The organism is Rhodococcus sp. P4_E4 (assembly GCF_056401575.1).
Window position 1 is genome coordinate 105,856 of record NZ_JBFUJB010000006.1, and the last position, 15,929, is coordinate 121,784.

The window sequence follows — 15,929 nt, forward strand, 5'->3', positions numbered from 1 at the left end:
AATGCGCGTGCGGCAGGTGTGGGAAATCTCTAGCTGGCCTGTGCGTCCGGGAGCGAATCCTTGTCGGTCTTCGCGGACTCCTTCGACTCGGCCGAGACCACGAGATCAACAACCGACTCGCCGCCTTCCGCCGGAACATCGACGGCAGCTTCGGGTTTCGTGGGCGCCTGGTTCTTGAGGCTCGCCGCGTAGATGTCCACGTACTCCTGACCGGAGAGTTTCATCAGCTTGTACATCACTTCGTCGGTCACAGCCCGCTCGACGAAGCGGTTTCCGCCCATGCCTTCGAAGCGGGAGAAATCGATGGGTTCACCGACGATCACGGTGACCTTCGCGGGGCGCCACATCCGTGAGCCGATCGGATTCATCTTGTCGGTACCGACCATCGCAACCGGGATCACCTTGACGCCCGATTCGAGCGCGAGGCGCGCCATTCCGGTCTTGCCCTTGTAGAGACGACCGTCAGGCGAACGCGTTCCTTCGGGGTAGATACCCAGCAGACTGCCCGAACCGAGAACCTTGAGACCGGCGTTGAGCGCATCCTGCGCCGCGTCCGCGCCGGTTCGGTCGATGGGGACCTGCCCGACCGCGGTGAAGAACCACTTCTGGAAAGCGCCCTTCAGGCCGGAACCGGTGAAGTACTCGCTCTTGGCAAGGAAGGTGATGCGGCGGTTGACGCGAAGCGGAAGGTAGAACGAGTCCAGAACCGCCTGGTGATTGCTGGCCAGAATGGCCGCGCCGTCAGTCGGAATGTTCTCGTGACCTTTGACCGTCGGACGCCCGAGCAGCCAGAGAATCGGCCCCAGCAACACATACTTGAAGAGCCAATACCACACGGCGTCCCTCCCATTCACAGCTGAATTTCGCTGAGTACGACCTTACTGCCGACCGGTAACCCCCGCTACACACGCCCCTGGAGGATCGACCCGATCACAGTCCGGCAGACGTGGTTCCAGCGCCGTCGACCCCACCGAGATCCTGAGGCACTACCGAACGCGCCAATGCGGCGGCGCCCACCATGCCCGCAGCTTCGCCGAGTTGAGCCGAACGGATTCGTGCCAGCGGGCGGTGCTTCGCGCCGGTCAACAATGTCGCGTACTGCTCACGGGCGTCGTCGAGAAACAGTGGGGCAGAACTCGCGACGCCGCCGGCGATCACGACCAGATCGGGATCGTAGACGTCCCCGACCATCGCCAATCCGACGGCCAGCCAACGGGTGAACTCGGCAATGGTTGCCAGAGCGAGTGGGTCACCGTCCTGCGCGGCGTTGGCGATCCGGCGACCGGTGAGGGAACCCGGATCCACCGCTACTTCGCGCGCTAGAACCGTCGACGCAGCCGGGTCGGCGGCCAGCAGTTCGATTGCCGTGTCCACGAGCGCCGTTCCGCTGCAATAGCGCTCCCAACACCCACGCTTGCCACACGCACACTGACGCCCGCCTGGCACGACCTGGATGTGGCCGAGTTCGGGGGCGACGCCGTGACTGCCCCGGTACAGCTCACCGTTGATCAGCAGCGCGCCGCCGATTCCGGTCCCGATTGCCACCATCACGACATTGCGGCCACCTGCGGCCGCGCCGAATCGGTGCTCCGCGAACGCCGCTGCATTGGCGTCGTGCTCGAGAACGACCGGCAATCCGAGCCGCTTACTCAAGTCACTGCCCACCGGCGCGTCCACCCAGGGCAAGTGCGGCGCGAACCGAACCGAGCTTCGATCGGAGGTGATGAAGCCTGCGACCGCCAACCCCACGGCAGATACCTCGTGCCGGGTCACCAGTTCGCGTACGACGCGATCGAGGCCGTCTTCGAGAGCGCGTGCGGACTGCGGGGTCGGGGCTTGAATCATCTCGAGCACTTGTCCGTCGACGTCCACGACGGAGGCCCTGATGCTCGTTCCGCCGACGTCGATGCCGACCGTCAAGATGTCGTCCATGGTGGAGTCGGAGACCGCTTTCAAGCGGCGCGCGCTCATCGCGCCAATTCCCGCGCGAGCGGCGCCCGCTGGAGTGCGCACCCTGTATCGGTGCCTCGTGCGTCGGTGACCATTGTGTCGATTGTGCTCAACTCGGGCCGTCAGCTCTACCCGGGGTACTAAGTCAGTCCTTGACCGTCACGTTGATCGGGACAAATGCCGCCGTTCGAGTTCGCTCGGCACCTGGCGTCGTCGCTCCGCTGTCCGGTCCGCGATCCGGGCCGGACGGCCCCCCGAGAAACTCGTCGAGAATCTCGCGAAGCAATGCGAGGAACGCCGCTGCGTGACCCGCGAGAAACGCCAGTAGTTCGTGGTGCTCACCGCGAACCAGTGCAGCGAGAGCGCACACCGGGCACCAACTGCAGCCAGTGAACACCGGCTGCGTGTCCGCTGACGCCGAGTCACCCGCAACGTCGGCCGTCGCTGCTGCAGCCTTTTGCAAGACCGGTTCCAGGCGCGTCAGAACGGTATCCGCCAGCGCGCGAAATTCCGCGACGAGGCGCTCGTGCTCTTCGCTCATACTGGCCACACCGCGGGATCCGGGCTGAACCGGATGATCAGGTAACTGCCGTCCAACTCCGCCCCGTTCACGACACAACGACGCAGCACCGACGCCAAACGAACTCTGCGTCGTACGCCGTCTGCTCCCACCAGCACATCGTCCTCCACCCGGCCCAACGACAACGACGACGGATCCACGAGCGGAAGGTACATCCGCATCACGTACACCGAATCGACTCCGGCCCCCGACTCCAACGACACCACGATGTTGTCCGCGGTGTCGACAGCGTCGATTGTGTCGACGGTGTCCGAATCCGTGCCCGTTCCACCCTCGAACGTGGCCGCGATCTCGCCCAGAGCCGCCAACCCTACCGGTTCGGCGCAGGCGCGCTCGACCGTTGTGACGGACATTCCATCAGTCGATCCACGCAATTCGTCGACGACGAGTGCCTGTGACGCCCTGATCGAAGCGAGCCACTGCGCCGCCGGCGAATCGTCGACACCCTTCCCGGCCGACGAGTTGAACTGCGGGACAAGGTTGTTGACCATAATCCCGTCGACTCGCAATCCGGCCAGAGCCAGACCGGACAACGTCCGGCGAGTCGCCGCGGCCGACACGCCATCGGCCGACGTCACAACGCGCACGCTGGTGTTCTCCCGATCCGAGAGGTGAACGGCGATTCGATCCACCGACGCGAGCACGCGTTCGATGACGGACACGAGTAGCAACACTCGCATGTCCGAGCCCGTCACGGCGACCATCCGCCTGTGCCGCGGCCACAATCGCTCGAGATACTCCGACACCATCGACGGTGACCCGAGGATCCGCAGCGCTTCGGCTGCGGCCGGACAGTCCACGATCACGAGGTCGTAGTCACCGCTGCTCGAGATATCGACGATCTCGGAGAGTCCGAGTATGTCTTGGATCCCCAGGGATCCCGTCAACTCTTCCGGTTCCAACCCCTCGAACGACGAACCGTGTTCGTGATCTCCCGCTCCGAAATTTCCTGCAGCATCGATCAATCCCGACAGTCCTCGGAACTTTTCCTCGAGGAGCTCGGAAGTGTCGAGTTGCCGGACGTCGAGGCGCTCGGTGAGAGGTGTAGTCGTTCGCAGCGCCGGCACGCCCACGACATCCGCGAGAGAACCTGCCTGATCGATCGACACCAAAAGCACTCGTGCCCCGTCGGACGCAGCCGACACAGCCGTCGCCGAGGCAAGCGTCGTCGTGCCTGCTCCGCCTTTACCGACGAACAGTTGGACGCGAGATCGTTGCTCCGGCACTCAGCCCTCGACTCGCTTCTTCAGTTCTTTCAGAGCTGTGTCGGTAATGATCTTCTCGGCCTTGCGCTTGAAGAGACCGATCATCGGAATCGTCAGGTCGACCGTCAACTCGTAGGTGACAGAGGTGGTGCCGTTCGGGCCGGGCTCGAGTGTGTACGAACCGAATTGGGACTTCTGGATCTCACCCGAGATCAGCTCCCAGCTCACTGCCATCCCGTCAGGCGCCCACGAATACTGCAGTTCGTAGGTATCCTTCACCATCCCCGCGTCGAGGACAAAACGCACTCGGTCCGCGCGGCCGCCCTGCCCCGGCGCCGTCACCTCGACGGACTTCGCCGCGGCCACCCATTCGGGGTACTGCGCGAAATCGGCGATGACGTCCATCACGGCGTCGGCAGGGGCGTCGATGCTGATCAACCCCTTGGTCTTCTCGGCCATACGACTGCGCTACCTTCCTTCGTCAAAAGTCCAGAACCTGCACAACGAGCACTACTTCGATTATCAGTCCGGTGCTACCCCGGCGGCACGTCCTGCTTCGAGTTCGCGCTTGAGCTGGAAGGACATGACCTTGCCGTCGACCCGACGCTTTCGGTTCATCCCGGCGAGGTCGAGGTTCGCCAGATCCGACGGTGATACGCCGACCGGTTCACAGTGCAGGAAGTAGTGCGCGATCGTCCCGTCCATGACCGGTTCGAGCCACACCTCCATGGTGCCGACCAGCTGACCGGACACTCCCCAACGGAATCCTGCGGGACCGCGATCTTCCCGGACTTCGAGCGCAAGATCACTGAACCAGCGACGCCACCGCGCGCGCGAGGACAACAGTTCGGCGACCCGCTCGGGCGGGGCGGCGATGAAAGTCTGGTCTGCGACCTGAATGCTGCTCACCGAAGTAGCTTCACATATCGCGTCGGCGAAGCGTCGAGGGGTGTCGCACCACTACATACCGGACAGACTGTAAGCCTGGCCACAACTGCGTCGGACATGCGACTACAGTAGGAGACGAAAACCCTACTCGTCAGTATTTCGCAGTGTCGGAGGTATTTCGTGCCTGAGTTCAGCGCACCCCAGACGTTCACCATTCCCGAGGATGCCTCCGCGGTCGACTCGGTCTTCGCCTTCGCGAAGACGAAGCCGGCGGCGGTTGTCTACAAGCGCAAAGTCGGAAATGCATGGGTCGATGTCACTGCAGGCGATTTCGCCGCCCAGGTGACTGCAGTCGCCAAGGGCCTCATCGCGATCGGCGTCAAGCAGGGCGACCGCGTCGGCCTCATGTCGGCGACGCGTTTCGAATGGCCGCTCGTCGACTACGCCATCTGGGCAGCCGGTGGCGTGACGGTTCCGATCTACGAAACCTCCGCAGCCGAGCAGGTTCGTTGGATTCTCGAGGACTCCGAAGCAATCGACCTCATCGTCGAGAACGACACTCACGCCGCGACCGTGAAGGACGTCGCTGCAGCCGCACCCGCGCTGCGCACGGTCTACCAGATCGATGCCGCGGCAGCCGGTAAGGGTGTCGTCGAGGAATTGACCGCACTGGGCGCCGACATCTCCGACGAGGACGTCCACGCCCGCGTCGCTGCACTGAAGGCCTCCGATCCCGCCACCCTCATCTACACCTCGGGCACCACTGGCCGGCCCAAGGGCTGCCAGCTGACGCACTCCAACCTCATTGCGGAGTCGAAGGGCATCCTCGACTCCAACCTCGGGACGCTGCTCAAGACTCCCGGCGTTCGCACCCTGATGTTCTTGCCGCTCGCGCACGTTCTCGCTCGCGCAGTCAGCATCGCGTCGTTCGATGCCGGTGCAGCGCTTGGACACACGAGCGACATCCCGAACCTCGTTCCGACGTTCGGCGAGTTCAAGCCCGACTTCATCCTCTCGGTGCCGCGCGTATTCGAGAAGGTCTACAACAGCGCACGCGCCAAGGCACACGGTGAGGGCAAGGGCAAGATCTTCGACGCGGCCGCAGACACCGCGGTCGCGTGGAGCGAGGCTCAGGACAAGGGCGGCGCGGGCATCGTTCTCAAGGCCAAGCACGCCCTCTTCGACAAGCTCGTGTACTCGAAGCTGCGCGCTGCACTCGGTGGACAGTGCCAGCTGGCCATTTCCGGTGGTGCACCCCTGGGCGCTCGACTCGGCCACTTCTTCCGCGGTATCGGCGTCACGATCTACGAGGGCTACGGACTGACCGAGACCACCGCAGCGTTCGCCGTCAACACCATCGGCGCACAGAAGGTCGGCTCTGTCGGAAAGCCGTTGGCCGGCAACTCCGTTCGCATTGCCGAAGACGGCGAAATCCTCCTCTCGGGACCGGTGGTCTTCACCGGCTACTGGCGCAACGAGAAGGCGACCGCCGAGTCGATCGAGAACGGCTGGTTCCACACCGGAGACCTGGGCACCGTCGACAAGGACGGCTACATCACGATCACCGGTCGCAAGAAGGAGATCATCGTCACGGCAGGCGGCAAGAACGTCTCCCCCGCTCAGCTCGAAGATTCCCTTCGCGCACACCCCCTGATCAGCCAGGCCATCGTGGTCGGCGACCAGAAGCCTTTCATCGGCGCTCTCATCACCATCGACGCCGAGGCACTTCCCGCCTGGAACGAGCGCAACAACAAGGCCGCGGGAACCACAGCTGCCGACCTGGTTTCGGACGGCGAACTGGTCGGTGAAATCCAGGACGCCATCGACGAGGCCAACAAGCTCGTCTCACACGCCGAGGCGATCAAGAAGTTCCGCATTCTTCCGGTCGACTTCTCCGAGGACACAGGCGAACTCACGCCCACGATGAAGCTCAAGCGCAACGTCGTGCACGAGAGCTTTGCCGCCGACATCGAAAAGATCTACGCCAAGTAGGTTTTCGGCAAGCAGCTTCTCGCAGCAACGAACGGCCCGCACCGAATTCGGTGCGGGCCGTTTGCGTTCGAGTCCCGGTGGCTCAGCCGAGCAGATTACGCAGCTTCGAAGCGAGCGTGTCCCACTTCCAGTCTTCGGCAACCCACTCCCGGCCGGCTGCTCCCATCGCGGCCGCTCGATCACGATCGGACAGCACCTCGATCACGGATTCTGCGACGTCCCGAACAGAGGTGCCGTCGACTACGAGCCCGGTCTTGTTCTGCTGCACGGTTTCCGGAGCGCCACCACTGCGGCCGGCGATGACCGGAACGCCGGTCGCCGAGGCCTCGAGGTAGACGATTCCCAGTCCTTCGACATCCAATCCCGCGCCTCGCGTGCGACACGGCATGGCAAACACGTCGGCAATCGTGTGGTGAGCCGCCAACTCTGCGGCGGGCACCGTGCCGGTGAAGACGACGTGATCGTCCATCCCGGTCTTACGTGTCAATTGACGGAGGTGGTCCTCGTACGGTCCACCGCCGACTATCACCAGTACCGCCCCGTCGACGCTCTTGCGAATGGTCGGCAGCGCCTTGATGAGCATGTCCTGCCCCTTGCGTGGCACGAGCCGCGACAGGCACAGGATCGTGGGCCGCTCTCCCAGCCCGTATCGCTTGCGCAGTTCTGCGCGGGCGACCGAGTCCGGGTGGAACACCGACGTGTCCACTCCGGACGGAAGGTGCTCGAGCGCCGCTTGCGGGCCGAAAGCCGCCGAGAACCGTCCACGGGTGTATTTGCTGACAAACGTCACCGCATCCGTGTGATCGCCGATAACACGCAACGACTGCCGCGCACCGGGAATCATCGACCACCCGACCTCATGGCCGTGAGTACTCGCGATCACTCGGCTCGCTCCGGCGCGTCGAACAACCGGCGCCAACAACGCCAAGGGCGCTGCCGCACCGAACCACACCGACTCACAGTCGTGCTTCTTGACCAGCTTCGCGGCCCGACGAGCGACAAAGGGCGACGGCAGCATCAGTGTCGTCGGGTGCCGAACGACCTCGAAAGGCTGTGCCGCATCGAACTTCTTGTGCGAGTCGCCCCGCCACCGCGGTGCGTACACCACCAACTTGTCCGCCGGCAGGTGCCCGGCAAACGTGTGGAGATAAGACTGGATACCTCCGGGGCGAGGAGGAAAATCGTTGGTCACCAAGAGGGTCCGGCGCATCCGTCCACCGTAGGGCACGCTGCGCTTGGAGTCGTGACAAGGGCACGCAGTGCTTCGAGACTTGCGAAGCTCACCTCGCCGCTGCAACTGACCCAGCCGCGAACTGCTCAGCCCAGATGGCTGTTGGTCCAGTCGACCCAGCCGACTCGCAGTTCCTCGGTTCCGACGCCGAGGACCGCTCGGATCCGCGAGTCGAGGTCTTCGGCCGTCATCTTTCCGGAGGCGAGGGCGCGAAAGAGGTCGGTCAGCTTCGCCTCGCCGAATCGATCAGCGATATACGCGTTGATAGACCACGCCGATTCGTACGCCAGTGAACTCACGACCGGGACACCGCCGAACTGTGTGTCGTCCGGAAACTCTGTCGGAGTATCGCCGGAGCGGACCGCTGCTGCCAGAGTCGGCGCGATCTCACCCCATGCCCGCGAGGATCCACGATTTCCCGCGTATTCGGCGAACCCTTCCAACACCCACATCGGCGACCCGTCACGGGTTTTCGATCGGGCGGCTATGTGCATGAGCTCGTGGCGCAACACCGCTCGCCTGGTGATGTCGGTCAGCCTCGAAGCCGCGGCAGGTGAGAAGACCACCCGCTGGCCGCTCACGTCGGAAGACCCGTCCGCCGTTGCATCCGCGACCGACACTGCGGCAATCGAAGCGCCGTCGTGATGGGAGCCGACCAGTGCGGTGAACTCCTCCGCGGACCCCGCCACCATGAGCACCGCGCGCTCGGACCACCACGGCCCCCACAACTGCGTCGTGTTTTCGATGGCTGAGTCCACATCGGCCGCCAAAGCGTCGACGAACGCCTGCTGACCCGGGTGACCGATCACGAGTGCATTGCCCGCTGCATTTTCGGCGACGGCCAGCGGGCCGAAGTCCCAAGGGCCGTTCCAGGATTCGCCCGCCGTTCGGGCTCCGTCCAGTCCGACGATCGACCCGTCCGCAAGAACCGACCACTGATCGCCGCGTTTCGCGAGCGTCATGGACACTGCCTTGCGAGTGGGCAATGCGTCAACGCCGTCGAGGGCGTATCGCAACAGAACCTGCGCATTCCAGACCTCGACGTCTCCGTCCGGTGCACCGGTTCGCGGCGCCGGTGTCAGGCCGCCGCTGGGAATCTCGTATCCCCAGTCGGAGAAATCGAGCGCTCCCGCTGCGGTGGCTCGTCGAACTTCCGCTTCGAGCACACCGGGTGCCGCAGCACTGTCGACGAACTTCGCCAGCCCCGAGGGATCGTCGGACATCTGCGCCGCAGCCCATGCATCGAGAAATGCTTGTACCTGCGCGGTGCGTTCGGCGTCCTGCTCACTGGCCGCATTTTCGTCGGAATCGGACCTGTTCGTCAGGAAGATCGTCAAACCTAGAACGAGCACCACGGCAACGCCGAGCGCCACGAGGGCTGGATACTCCCAACGGCGTGGTCGATCTGCGCCGACGTCGGGCGTCGTCATCGGTTCAGTCGGCACGGTGCCGAGTGTAGGAGAACTCGACTCGACGCTTCACGGCGGCTGGCCACACGCCGCTCGGGCGCAGCAAGCCGTCAGTAACGACGCGCAGTGGAGAACTCCATGCCTGCCATCGACTGAACCTTCACCGGTACGCCGAACGTCGACGCATGCAGAATGTTTCCGTCGCCGGCGTAGATGCCGACATGCGAGTTGTCGCTGTAGAAAGTCACGACGTCACCGGGCTGCAGTTGGTCCCTCGACACCGGTACACCGCCCTGCGCCTGCGCTTGGCTCGAACGCGGCAGAGTCTTCCCGATTTGCTTGTAGGCCCATACGACCAGACCTGAGCAGTCGAACTCGTTCGGGCCGGTCGCGCCCCAGACATACGGGTCACCGATCCGCGTGAGGCCTGCCTGCAGAGCAGCAGCACCCGAACCAGGCGTCAAGTTAGCTAGAATTTTGCTGAGATCGACGTCCGGCGGGAATGGCGTACCGCTCAGTTGGTTACGCTCGTCGTCGGTGAGGCTCTGGAAAGCTTTGGTCACGTCGGCGATCTGCGTCTGCAGTTCACTCTGCTTGCGCTGCAAATCGTCACTGAGTGCGCGGGCTTGATCGGCGGCGGTCCGCGCTTCTTCGGCCGAACGCTTCGATGCTTCCGAGGCGGCACGCGCTTCGGCAGTGGCTTGGTTGAACTGTGAGACCTGCACTGCCGCGTCGTTGGAAATCACGTCCAGCGCGGACATCTGATCGAGCAACTGCTGCGGCGAGTCGCTCACCATCAACGCAAAGAGGCGATTGGTCCGCGCACCCTGGTAATTCGCTGTGGCAATACGGTTTACCGCCGGAGCGAACTCGGCGACACGTGCCGAAGCCGCGTCGAGAAGACCCTGATCGGCTGCCGAACGCGCGTCCGCATCATTCGCGACCGCCAGCTTCGCGTCGAGGTCGATCTGTGCGTTGTGCAGCGCTTCGTTGGTCTGCTCGGATACCCGGGAGAGTTCACCGAGCTTGTCGAGCGCCTCGGTGGGGTTGGTGATGACGGGGTCGGCACCGGCCTGCATCGAAGGCCCTGCGACGAGTCCGAACGCCAGCACTCCCACTGTCAATGCGGCGCGTACTCGACTGTTGTTTTTCGATGAAACCACGGAATGCAACTCTCCGTCTCGGTGAAGCGACGTCGACCGGGGCCGGTCGACGATCTGTTAGCTGGCTGTCAACTATCCACAGTACCTGTCTCGGCCGCACAATGTCTCGATAAGGTTACGGAACGGCATACGTTTGTGTCTACTCGCCGGTAGGCGTGTCGGGGTGAAGTACCGGGCGAATTGTCGCGAAACGAAAATGTGGGCCTCGAATCAAAGATTCGAGGCCCACATTCGAAGATCCGGAGCTCCCCCGAGCTCCGCCGCCTTGCAGCGGCGGATCGTTCCGACCGTCTACCGGAGACAGCCGTCGAGCGTGTTCAGAAATCAGTAACGGCGAGCACCGTCGTACGGCATCGAGGACACCGGTGCGAGCTTCACGGGCTGACCAGCGGTCGACGCGTGGATGACATTGCCGTTGCCGGCGTAGATGCCCGAGTGCGATCCGCCGTAGAAGGAGATCACGTCGCCGACCTGAAGGTCGGACTGTGAAACGGCAACGCCGGCTGCGGCCTGGTCGTAGCTCGTGCGAGGCAGGTTCAGACCAGCCTGCTTGTATGCCCACTGGACCAGACCGGAGCAGTCGAATGCGTCCGGGCCCGATGCGCCGTACACGTACGGGGAGCCCAGCTTGCTCTCTGCGGCGCGAACTGCCTGCTCACCAACACTGGAGATGGGAGCGGCCGGAGCGGCCGGTGCGATGTCGGTGATGCCCGGGATGACCGGCAACTGAGGAATAGAAACGCCCGGAACCTCGAAGGTGCCGACGCCGGGGATGGTGATGGGGTCTGCCGAGGCAGGTGCAGCGGTTGCGGCAAATGCTCCGACTGCGAGCGCGCCGGCTACTGCCAACTGCGCTGAACGCTTGAAACTCTGTGACGCCACTTAAGGGGTGCTCCATTTCTTCCATTCATCCGCCGACCGAGTTAGCTGACGGGTTCGGGCTGGGAAGATCAGCCCTACCCGCGTGGTCCGCAGCGATCATGCGTGCTGCACCCCAGGCGGGATTCACCCCAGTGGAAACTTGGGTTCCCGGTTCGGGTTCCTCGCGGAGATCCCGATTAGGCGGTTCCTGACGATGCCGGTCCTGTTTGGTCCGGCAAGACTTCGTTAGGTCTCAGGAAGGTTACGAAATGATCGCGACGATGTCGACCGCTTCGTGACAATCGCGCCCGATTCGCCGGAAATCATGCTGCCGCGCCCGCGATACGCCGGACGGGTCACGAAGAGATAACAACAGGTCTGTTCGGCGAGGCTCACCTGGCCCGCAAACCTGCGCTTGCTACCCACTGGCAAGGGTCACCAAACCCGACAATCCGATCTTCCATGCAGTTCAACGCCGATTACTTGAAACTAGAACTCGTTTCGATCAATCAGGCGGTTTCGGCGACTGATCGCCGTAGCAACACCCTCACGAATCGCCCTACCGGTAAGTAGGTAGGAGACCGCATTCGCGAGTTCCCACCGCAAGTGTGATCCTCGTCTCTCATACTTTTGTCGGGGGTCAATCCGTTGCTTTCCCAATGGAAGTCGCAGTGAGCCGGATTCCGCGTATGCACTCTCGAATTCGTGTCGGGGGGTCCTTCTACTGTCTGCGGTGTGAGTCCCGCCTCGGCCCGAGAATTTCCGTCTCCGTCCCCGTTCTCCGACGGGGAGAAGTTCGACGTCGGGCGGCAACTGAGCTTCGACGAGCTGGACACACCGCTGAGCGAAACGACGTTTGTCGTCGTCGACCTCGAGACCACAGGTGGAAGCGCCGACCAGGACTCCATCACCGAGATCGGCGCCGTCAAGATCCGCGGTGGCGAAGTGCTCGGTGAAATGGCAACACTCGTCGACCCCGGCCGATCGATTCCGCCGTACATCGTCGAACTGACCGGAATCACCACCGCCATGCTGATCGGCGCACCTCCCATCGAACGTGTCCTACCCGCTTTTCTCGAATTCGCCGAGGGTGCGGTGCTGGTGGCACACAACGCGCCCTTCGACATCGGCTTCCTCAAAGCAGCGGCGTCACGCAGCGCACGCCCGTGGCCGGCGTTCCGTGTGCTGTGCACTGTGAAGCTCGCCAGGCGCGTGCTCACCCGCGACGAGGCGCCTTCGGTCAAACTCTCCGCACTCGCCCATCTCTTCCAGGTGACCACCCAACCGACGCACCGCGCGCTCGACGACGCGCGTGCGACCGTCGACGTCCTACACGGGTTGATCGACAGAGTCGGGAACCAAGGCGTCCACAGTTACAGCGAACTCGTCGACTACCTGCCCAACATTTCCTCACATCAGCGGGCCAAACGGTCCTTCGCCGCAAACCTGCCGCGAAGCCCGGGTGTCTACCTTTTCCGAGGCCCTTCGGACGAAGCCCTCTATATAGGAACTGCTACCGACCTTCGACGCCGCGTCCGCAACTACTTCACCGGTTCGGAGACCCGCGGCCGGATGAAGGAAATGGTCGCGCTCGCCACCCGTGTGGACCACGTCGAGTGCGCCCATGCGCTCGAGGCAGGGGTGCGTGAACTACGCCTACTGAGCGCGCATGCACCCCCGTACAACCGTCGCTCCAAATTCCCCAAAAGAGGATGGTGGATCACTCTCACCGACGAGGCGTTTCCCAGACTGTCCGTGGTTCGCACGCCTACGGCCGATTCGATCGGCCCGTTCACCTCTCGCGGCGACGCAGTCGAAGTCGCCGACACCGTCGCAGAGTTCAGCCGCCTACGCACGTGCACCAAACGTCTCGGGCGCGGCGCCGTTCACGGCCCTGACTGCCCCGCTCGCGAACTGGGGGCGTGTCCCGCCTCCTGGGCACCGGAACTCACTGCGGAGGACTACGCGGCCGCCCCTGAGACTGTGCGTGGATTCTTCCGGGGAACCAACGACGCTCCCCTCCAACAAATGCAGGCGCGAATAGACGAGCTGTCCGCACACGCGTTGTTCGAGAATGCTGCTCGTCTGCGTGACCGAACGGTCGCAGTCTCTACCGCAGTGCGGCGCACTCAGCGACTCGCAGCAGTCGCGGCGATCGAACAACTAATTCTCGCCCGTCCCACCGGGGACGGCGGCTGGGAGCTGTCGGTGATCCGTTCCGGACGTCTCGCGTCCGCCGGGCTCGCCAGACGTGGAACTCACCCGATGCCCGTCGTCGACGCCATCACCGCGGCCGCCGAAACCGTCCTACCGGACGACGCACCGTTCCGCGGCGCGTCACCCGAAGAACTGGGCCTGATCGCACGGTGGCTCGCATCGGACGGTGTCCGAATCGTGTCGGCGACATCCGGCTACGTCGAACCTGCGGGCGGCGCCGGCAAGTGGGAAGCCTGGTGCCGACTCGCGCGGGCCGGTACCGAATCCGAACATCGATGACGTAACGACGGAGCGACACCCCTAAGCTCGATCGAAACCACCGGGTCATCACAACCCACCGGGAAATCGAGGAGAGAAATGATCAACGCCATCGTCATGATTCACGCCGAGTCCGCTCGGATCCCGGAAACCGCGCAGGCCGTCGCCGACCTGTCCGGAGTCACGGAGGTCTACTCGTGCGCAGGTGACGTCGACTTGATCGCCATCGTGAAGGTACGTGACCACGCCCAGATCGCCGACGTGGTCACCGGAGGAATCAACAAGGTGCCCGGCGTTCTCCGAACCGCCACACACATCGCCTTCCAGTCATTCTCCAGCGCAGACGTCGAGGCCGGTTTCTCGCTGGGCGAGTAGCTCGTCGATCAGGCTTGGTCGGCCAGTTCGGCGGTGAGTGCCGCCCACTTGTGAAGCAGTTCAGCGCCGGCGCCGCTGTCGATCGCGGCAGCGGCTGCAGTCATCCCGGCGGAGATCGCACCCTCGAGATCGTCACCGACACCGTTGAACGCCGCGATGGCCGCTCCCGCGTTCAGCAAGACCGCGTCCCGGACCGGCCCCTTCTGTCCGGAAAGCAGCGTTCGGGCGACGGTGGCGTTGAATTCGGCGTCTCCTCCGCGCAACTCTTCGAGAGGAACGCGGTCGATTCCGAGGTCGCGCGGATCCAGCGTGACAGTTCGCACACTTCCACCGCCGACGATGTGAACCGTCGAAGTCGTCGATGTGGTCAGTTCGTCGAGTCCGTCGTCTCCACGCACCACCAACGCTGAATTACCCCGCTGCGCAAGGACTCCCGCGACAACCGAGATCAGCTTCGGAAATGCGCACCCGATCAGCCCGGCACGCGGACGAGCCGGATTGGTCAGTGGACCGAGCACGTTGAACGCCGTCGGGATGCCGATTTCCTTGCGAGGCACCGCCGCAAAGCGCAGTGCGGGATGGAAGACCGGCGCGAAACAAAAGCCGATGCCGACCTCTTCGACGCACCTCGCAACCTGCTCCGGGCCGAGGTTGATGCGAACGCCGAGCGCCTCGAGCACGTCGGCGCCACCGCTCTTGGACGAAGCAGCGCGGTTGCCGTGCTTGACAACTCGCACACCGGACGCGGCAACCACGATCGAGGCCATTGTCGAGATGTTCACCGTGTTGGAGCGGTCACCACCCGTGCCGACGATGTCGACGACGTCGGAATCGACGGGCACGCGCCGGGAGTGTTCGAGCATCGCGCCGGCGAGCCCTTCCAACTCCCCGGGGGTTTCGCCCTTCATCTTCAGCCCGACGCCGAAAGCGGCGATCTGAGCGGAAGTGGCATTGTCCGACATGATCTCGCCCATCGCCCACCGACTGTCGGCTTCCGACAGATCACTGCCGTCCGTGAGCAGACCGAGAATCATCGGCCACGACCGCACCACTGCACTCGAATCGACGTTCACGGCGTTGGATGCGTCGGTGCCGGCCATAGTGCCTTGGTCCCCTGTCGTTCATGTGGGCTGGATTTCGAACTGTCGTTTCGTGCTGTCGTTTCGAGCTGTCGTTTCGTGCTGCCATTTTGTGCTGCCGATGACCCTCGCAGCCTAGTCAGTGAGGTAGCAAGGAAACCGAATAGGGCCGCTCAGGTCTTTCGGCGACCGCGTTTGGGCGTCGCCTCCGCAAGAATCGGGGGCTGGAGCGCGTCCCACCCGGCGACCGAACCACCGAGTCGCTGCGCCAGACCGGCCATTCGTGATCGCTCCTGGGAGCAATGCAGGGCGTCGAGGATTTGGACACGCTCGAAGATGACGCGAAACGAATTCTCGACCGCCTGAGTCACGTCCTCGGGCCGACTCGCGCCTCGCACATATCCGTCCTGAGCGACGATGTTCTCGGCATCGGCAACCGAGTCCTCCGGAAGGTCGAGATGGTGCCGCAGAACCACTTCGGACTCCGCCCGAAACTCCGGCTCGGTGGAGCCGGCACGTTCGAGAGCGGTCGAACTCGCCTCGGCGTCGTCGAAGCCCTCGGCAACGACGACCAGATCCGACCGCCCTGCGTCGAGCGGCGTCGGAATCTTCGTGCCGAAAATTCTCAGGAACCACGGTCTACTCTTGTGTGTAGCTGCCATCGCGCCAGCATATTCCGACCACGCCACCAGCGCGTTCGCCGCCCGATCCCGCGAACTCG

At 63.8% G+C, this 15,929-nt stretch carries 15 protein-coding genes and 1 riboswitch; of the genes, 3 read left to right on the plus strand and 12 right to left on the minus strand.

Annotated features, from left to right (window positions below; all coding sequences use genetic code 11):
* Window positions 1–29: 29 nt before the first annotated feature.
* The 6 genes from AC1DVN_RS09225 to AC1DVN_RS09250 form a co-directional block, all read right to left on the minus strand.
* Window positions 30–836: a lysophospholipid acyltransferase family protein gene (locus AC1DVN_RS09225; protein WP_020969874.1), complete on the minus strand. Its 807-nt coding sequence runs from the start codon at window positions 834–836 to the stop codon at window positions 30–32.
* Window positions 837–930: 94 nt separating this feature from the next.
* Window positions 931–1,971 carry an ROK family protein gene (locus AC1DVN_RS09230; RefSeq protein ID WP_020969875.1) on the minus strand — a complete coding sequence of 347 codons (1,041 nt, stop codon included), beginning with the start codon at window positions 1,969–1,971 and terminating at the stop codon, window positions 931–933.
* Window positions 1,972–2,095: 124 nt separating this feature from the next.
* Window positions 2,096–2,491, minus strand: coding sequence for a hypothetical protein (locus tag AC1DVN_RS09235; protein WP_019748896.1), 396 nt, complete (start codon window positions 2,489–2,491; stop codon window positions 2,096–2,098).
* The gene (locus AC1DVN_RS09240; RefSeq protein WP_097387274.1) at window positions 2,488–3,756 is read right to left on the minus strand and encodes an ArsA family ATPase; all 1,269 of its coding nucleotides are present in this window, start codon (window positions 3,754–3,756) and stop codon (window positions 2,488–2,490) included. The genes AC1DVN_RS09235 and AC1DVN_RS09240 overlap by 4 nt, the downstream gene beginning before the upstream one ends.
* Window positions 3,757–4,194 carry an SRPBCC family protein gene (locus AC1DVN_RS09245; RefSeq protein WP_019748898.1) on the minus strand — a complete coding sequence of 146 codons (438 nt, stop codon included), beginning with the start codon at window positions 4,192–4,194 and terminating at the stop codon, window positions 3,757–3,759.
* 63 nt (window positions 4,195–4,257) lie between these two features.
* Window positions 4,258–4,644, minus strand: coding sequence for an SRPBCC family protein (locus AC1DVN_RS09250; RefSeq protein WP_019748899.1), 387 nt, complete (start codon window positions 4,642–4,644; stop codon window positions 4,258–4,260).
* Between the two features lie 159 nt (window positions 4,645–4,803).
* Here AC1DVN_RS09250 and AC1DVN_RS09255 point away from each other — a divergent pair, with 159 nt between their 5' ends.
* Window positions 4,804–6,615: an AMP-dependent synthetase/ligase gene (locus AC1DVN_RS09255; protein ID WP_070386503.1), complete on the plus strand. Its 1,812-nt coding sequence runs from the start codon at window positions 4,804–4,806 to the stop codon at window positions 6,613–6,615.
* Window positions 6,616–6,697: 82 nt separating this feature from the next.
* On the opposite strand, the gene AC1DVN_RS09260 is transcribed toward AC1DVN_RS09255, so the two are convergent.
* The 4 genes from AC1DVN_RS09260 to AC1DVN_RS09275 form a co-directional block, all read right to left on the minus strand.
* On the minus strand, window positions 6,698–7,825 hold the full coding sequence (locus AC1DVN_RS09260) for a glycosyltransferase family 4 protein (protein WP_020908095.1): 1,128 nt from the start codon (window positions 7,823–7,825) through the stop codon (window positions 6,698–6,700).
* Between the two features lie 107 nt (window positions 7,826–7,932).
* A complete protein-coding gene (locus tag AC1DVN_RS09265; protein WP_477993736.1) occupies window positions 7,933–9,291 on the minus strand; it encodes a gluzincin family metallopeptidase in 1,359 nt (452 codons plus the stop codon).
* A 74-nt stretch (window positions 9,292–9,365) separates the two neighbouring features.
* Complete coding sequence (locus tag AC1DVN_RS09270; RefSeq protein WP_020969878.1) at window positions 9,366–10,418, minus strand: C40 family peptidase; 1,053 nt, start codon at window positions 10,416–10,418, stop codon at window positions 9,366–9,368.
* 324 nt (window positions 10,419–10,742) lie between these two features.
* Window positions 10,743–11,300, minus strand: coding sequence for a C40 family peptidase (locus AC1DVN_RS09275; RefSeq protein WP_019748904.1), 558 nt, complete (start codon window positions 11,298–11,300; stop codon window positions 10,743–10,745).
* Window positions 11,301–11,314: 14 nt separating this feature from the next.
* Window positions 11,315–11,493, minus strand: a riboswitch (cyclic di-AMP (ydaO/yuaA leader).
* A 521-nt stretch (window positions 11,494–12,014) separates the two neighbouring features.
* On the opposite strand from AC1DVN_RS09275, the gene AC1DVN_RS09280 reads away from it, so the two are divergent.
* Together AC1DVN_RS09280 and AC1DVN_RS09285 are read left to right on the plus strand one after the other, a co-directional pair.
* Entirely contained in the window at window positions 12,015–13,775 is a 1,761-nt protein-coding gene (locus AC1DVN_RS09280) for a DEDD exonuclease domain-containing protein (RefSeq protein ID WP_195791317.1), read from the plus strand.
* A 78-nt stretch (window positions 13,776–13,853) separates the two neighbouring features.
* Window positions 13,854–14,129 carry an Lrp/AsnC family transcriptional regulator gene (locus tag AC1DVN_RS09285; RefSeq protein WP_003941677.1) on the plus strand — a complete coding sequence of 92 codons (276 nt, stop codon included), beginning with the start codon at window positions 13,854–13,856 and terminating at the stop codon, window positions 14,127–14,129.
* Window positions 14,130–14,137: 8 nt separating this feature from the next.
* Here AC1DVN_RS09285 and trpD read toward each other — a convergent pair whose 3' ends face one another.
* Both trpD and AC1DVN_RS09295 read right to left on the minus strand, forming a co-directional pair.
* The gene (trpD, locus tag AC1DVN_RS09290) at window positions 14,138–15,229 is read right to left on the minus strand and encodes an anthranilate phosphoribosyltransferase (protein ID WP_477993737.1); all 1,092 of its coding nucleotides are present in this window, start codon (window positions 15,227–15,229) and stop codon (window positions 14,138–14,140) included.
* A 152-nt stretch (window positions 15,230–15,381) separates the two neighbouring features.
* Window positions 15,382–15,870 carry a hypothetical protein gene (locus AC1DVN_RS09295; RefSeq protein WP_133727505.1) on the minus strand — a complete coding sequence of 163 codons (489 nt, stop codon included), beginning with the start codon at window positions 15,868–15,870 and terminating at the stop codon, window positions 15,382–15,384.
* Between the last annotated feature and the right edge of the window lie 59 nt (window positions 15,871–15,929).

What these genes read in the sequence shown, in the direction of transcription:
- AC1DVN_RS09230 (WP_020969875.1), bottom strand. Translation starts at nt 1,971, where the DNA reads ATGAGCGCGCGCCGCTTGAAAGCGGTCTCCGACTCCACCATGGACGAC.
- AC1DVN_RS09260 (WP_020908095.1), bottom strand. Translation starts at nt 7,825, where the DNA reads ATGCGCCGGACCCTCTTGGTGACCAACGATTTTCCTCCTCGCCCCGGA.
- AC1DVN_RS09235 (WP_019748896.1), bottom strand. Translation starts at nt 2,491, where the DNA reads ATGAGCGAAGAGCACGAGCGCCTCGTCGCGGAATTTCGCGCGCTGGCG.
- AC1DVN_RS09245 (WP_019748898.1), bottom strand. Translation starts at nt 4,194, where the DNA reads ATGGCCGAGAAGACCAAGGGGTTGATCAGCATCGACGCCCCTGCCGAC.
- AC1DVN_RS09285 (WP_003941677.1), top strand. Translation starts at nt 13,854, where the DNA reads ATGATCAACGCCATCGTCATGATTCACGCCGAGTCCGCTCGGATCCCG.
- trpD (WP_477993737.1), bottom strand. Translation starts at nt 15,229, where the DNA reads ATGGCCGGCACCGACGCATCCAACGCCGTGAACGTCGATTCGAGTGCA.
- AC1DVN_RS09295 (WP_133727505.1), bottom strand. Translation starts at nt 15,870, where the DNA reads ATGGCAGCTACACACAAGAGTAGACCGTGGTTCCTGAGAATTTTCGGC.